A 3,964-nucleotide genomic window follows, 5' to 3' on the forward strand; every position below is an offset into this window, starting at 1 on the left:
ACGCAGCTCCTACGCAGCTCGCGGCTTCTACGGGGCTTCTACAGGGTTTGGCCCAGCAAGTGACTCATCGCAATCTTCAACTTCATCGGCCGCACCGGCTTGTGCATCAGCGTGTGGCCGAGCTCGCGGATCTGCTGCTTGAGTTCGTTGCTGTAGTTGGCGGTGATCATCATCGCGGGAATCGGTGAGGTTCGGCAGGCGTTGATCCGCGCCACGGCATCGACGCCGTTCTGGTCGTGATCCAGGTGGTAGTCGGCAATCAACAGGTCCGCGTCGGCACGATAATCGTCCACCTGCCGCGCGAGGTCCTGTTCCGACAATGCCGTCACCACCCGGCAGCCCCAACCCTCCAGCAAAGTACGCATGCCGGCGCAGATCGCCGCATCGTTATCCAGCACCCAGACCCGCGCCCCGCGCAGCCGTTCGAGCATCGGCTCGCTCATGTCCAGGCATGGCAGCGGTTTGGGCGCAGTGGCGCTAAGGGGGACTTCGATGGCAAATACCGAGCCTTTGCCCGGCCATGAGCGAACCTGGATCCGATGCCCGAGGATCCCGGCGATTTTCTCGACAATCGCCAACCCCAGGCCCAAGCCTCGGTCCTGATCCGGCCGCTGGACGTCGCCGCGCTTGAATTCCTGGAAAATCTCCTCCAGGCGATCCTGGGCGATGCCGATGCCGGAATCCCACACTTCAATCGACACCCGATTGCCCTGGCGCCGGCACCCCAGCAGCACCCGTCCGTCCGGGGTATAGCGCAGCGCGTTGCTCAGCAGGTTGCGCAGGATCCGCGCCAACAGTTGGATGTCGCTGCGCACCAGCACAGAGCAAGGTACAAATCGCAACTCAAGGCCCTCGCTGCGCGCCACTTGGCGATATTCGGCTGCCAGGTTGTCGAGCAATTCGCACAAGGCGAACGGCGCGACGTCAGCCTTGATCACGCCGGCATCGAGCTTGGATATATCCACCAGGGTGCCCAAGAGGTTTTCCACGTCCTGCAGCGAATTGCTCACGTTGCGCACCAAGTGCGCGTTCGCCACCGGCTCGCGGCGTTCGAGCAAGGCGCTGGTGAACAGCCGCGCCGCGTTCAAGGGTTGCAGCAGGTCATGGCTGACCGCCGCGAGGAATTTGGTTTTCGACAGGTTGGCCCGCTCAGCCTCGCGCTTGGCTTCGCGCAGGCGCAGTTCCACCCGGCTGCGCTCGTCGATTTCGCGCAGCAACTGGTCGTTGAGGGTGGTCAGTTCGGCGGTGCGCTCCTGCACCCGCTGCTCCAGGTTCTGATAGGCCTGGTGCAACGCCTCGGCGGTGCGACGGCGCTCGGTGATGTCGCGGATCAGCACGAAGATGCCCACCACCTCGCCGTTGGCCAGCACGTTGGGCACATAGGAGCGCAGCATGTAGCGCTCCTGGTTGTTGATGTTGGTCTCGGCGAATTCGAACGTCACGCTCTCGCCGGCCAACGCCCGGGCCACGTAGGCCTCCAGGCGCTGGTAATGCTGTTCGCTGTGGGCTTCGCGCAGGCTCTGGCCGAGCATCACGCCGCGGGGCCAGCAATACCATTGCTCGTAGACCTTGTTGGTGAACTCATAGACCAGGTCGGCATTGAGGTAGGCGATCAGCGCCGGCACGTGGTCGGTGATCAGGCGGATCCAGCGCTCGCTTTCGCTCAATGCCTCGGCGTGCTGGTAGCGCTCGGTGATGTCGGTGAAGGTGTTGACGTAGCCGCCAGTAGGCAGCGGATGGGTGCGGATCTCCAGGACCCGGCCATCAGAGAGGCGCTGCTCGCATTCCTGGATCAGCCGGCCATTGCCATCGCGACTGGCCGGTGTCAGCAGTTGCAATTCACTGTCGCCAATCACCTCGTTGAACGGCCGATGGGCCGCCACCGGCGCCAGGCCGCTGAGTTCCAGGAAACGCCGGTTCCACAGTTCCAGCACGCCTTGGGCGTTGACCATCGCCACGCCCTGGGACAGGTTGTCCACGGCGCGCTGCAACAGATGGGATTTCTGCGCGATGGCCTGTTCGCGGCGTACGGTTTCGCTGAGTTTGACGTCGGTGATGTCGGTGAAGAGGATCACCCGTCCGCCTTCCTGGGTCGGCCGTTCGCTGACTTGCAGCCAGCGCCCGTTCTGCAAGCGGTACAACACCGGTTCGTCGGGCTGGCCGCGGGTTTCTTCGCTGAACAAGCCGTTGGCGGTCATCAGGCGCTTGACCTCGGCAAGGCGCATCCCCGCGATGATCCGCACCCGGCTGTGGGCCCAGAACGCCTTGAAACGGCTATTGAACAGGACGATGCGTTGTTGCGCGTCGAACAGCACGAAGGCATCGGAAATGCTCTCGATCGCGTCGATCAAATGCCGATGGGCCGTTTCCGCCCGCAACCGCGCTTCGCCGAGCAAATGGTTGCCTGCCTTCAACTCGGCCATGGCCTGGTTCAAGGCGTCGGTGCGCTCGCGGACCTGCTCGGCCAACACCACCGAATGCTGGAAAGCCGCGTACGGATCGTTGCCGCGGGTCACGCCGGACTCCACCCGTTCGATCAGTGCGTCGTTGATGCGCCGCAGCTTGTGGTTTTCATGCTGCAGGGCGGCGAGCTGCGCCTGCAGCTCAGCGATGTCCTGGGACGCGATGACGGGCAATGGCAACTCCGGTGAACGTCTGGTTGATGTGCATGCCATTGAACTGTTCTCCATAGGTGTTGAACCCCATCACCCGATGTTCACGCAGGAATTGGCCGATCTGCTCCAGGCCGTCGCGCCCTTCCAGCTCCAGGCGCCGGAGGAAACAGTCACAGCCGATTGTCAGCAACAGATCGCCGAGGCGCGCCTGCAAGCCGTCGAACAGGTCTTGCAGGTTGTGCAGCAAAGGCCCCGGATCCATGGCGGTCAGGACGATGCCGTTCTCCACCGCACAATAAAAACTCAGGCTCAGGTCCGGATGGACCTGCTGGATCGCTCGGACGTAGTACTGGTCGTTGATCCGCACCGCCAAGGGGTGCGCGGCGAAAACTCGATAATCCAGCGCGCTCACGGGCACGCCGATGTGCCGCGCATACTCCTCGGCGGCAGGCTCGGCGTTGAGCTCGTAGACCCGCCGCGAGGCGCTGTCGGCGCCGGTCACCACCAGTTTCTCTTGCCGGGGCAGGATGTGGTGGGTGGTGAACACCTCGAATTCCAGCCAGGTATTGATCAACACCACCACCGCTGCGCCGCTGTGAAACTGGCCTTCGAAGTAGACGTGGGTGTGGGTCAGGTAGTTGTCATCGCCGGCCGAACCGCCGAAATGCGGGATGTCCCCCAGGGCGGCGCTCAAGGCTGCCAGCACCATTTCCTCACGGCTGGACAGGCCATCCAGCAAGGTCAAGGCGAAACTGTGGCCCTTGATCGGCGCCAAGGCATTGCTGCGACAACCGCTCGCCAGGCGCTCGACCATCTGCTGGGCGTCGATCAGGCTGAAGTGTTCCATTTCTCCGATCAGTTCGGCGGCGATGGAAAAATGCCGGTGGTCAAAACCCACCGCCGTCACGCAATTGCGGCCGTAGCCTTGCGGGGTGATTTCCCCGGCGCTGGTGCAGCCCACCAGGCGAATCCCGCCAAAGCTCCGGGACAGCGCCTGGGCCAGGGCTGGCAAGTCGTATTCGGCGGAACAGAAAAACAGCACGAACCCCAGGTACGGGTGCAGCAACTGGCGCGCCAGTTCCTGGGCCACTTGCTCGACGTCCGTTGCCTGGGACATGGCGCTGACCACACCCTCGCTCTGGGCCTGCTGCATCTGCGCCTCCGACGGTGCGTGATAGAGCCTTGAGTGTACGAATCCGCGCCCGGCCCACGAATGCTACTTGGGTAGCGGGTGGACGCTTCCATGGGAGGAGAACCGTGTCGGCCCCGGCCGCGATGCGCACGGTCGGGGCCGACAGGGAATTCATAGAGCTTGTACGAGAACACTTCTGGCAAGGGCGCTTGCCCCC

2 protein-coding genes are annotated in these 3,964 nt (G+C 63.5%); both read right to left on the minus strand.

Annotation, left to right across the window (positions count from 1 at the left end; translation table 11 throughout):
- Positions 1–38: 38 nt before the first annotated feature.
- Entirely contained in the window at positions 39–2,675 is a 2,637-nt protein-coding gene (nahK, locus tag OC610_RS22585) for a hybrid sensor histidine kinase/response regulator NahK/ErcS' (RefSeq protein WP_264430909.1), read from the minus strand.
- Positions 2,605–3,768: a nitric oxide-sensing protein NosP gene (nosP, locus tag OC610_RS22590; RefSeq protein ID WP_264430911.1), complete on the minus strand. Its 1,164-nt coding sequence runs from the start codon at positions 3,766–3,768 to the stop codon at positions 2,605–2,607. Before nosP ends, nahK begins: the two co-directional genes overlap by 71 nt.
- Between the last annotated feature and the right edge of the window lie 196 nt (positions 3,769–3,964).

It is taken from the genome of Pseudomonas agronomica (assembly GCF_025917275.1).
GTDB lineage: Bacteria > Pseudomonadota > Gammaproteobacteria > Pseudomonadales > Pseudomonadaceae > Aquipseudomonas > Aquipseudomonas agronomica.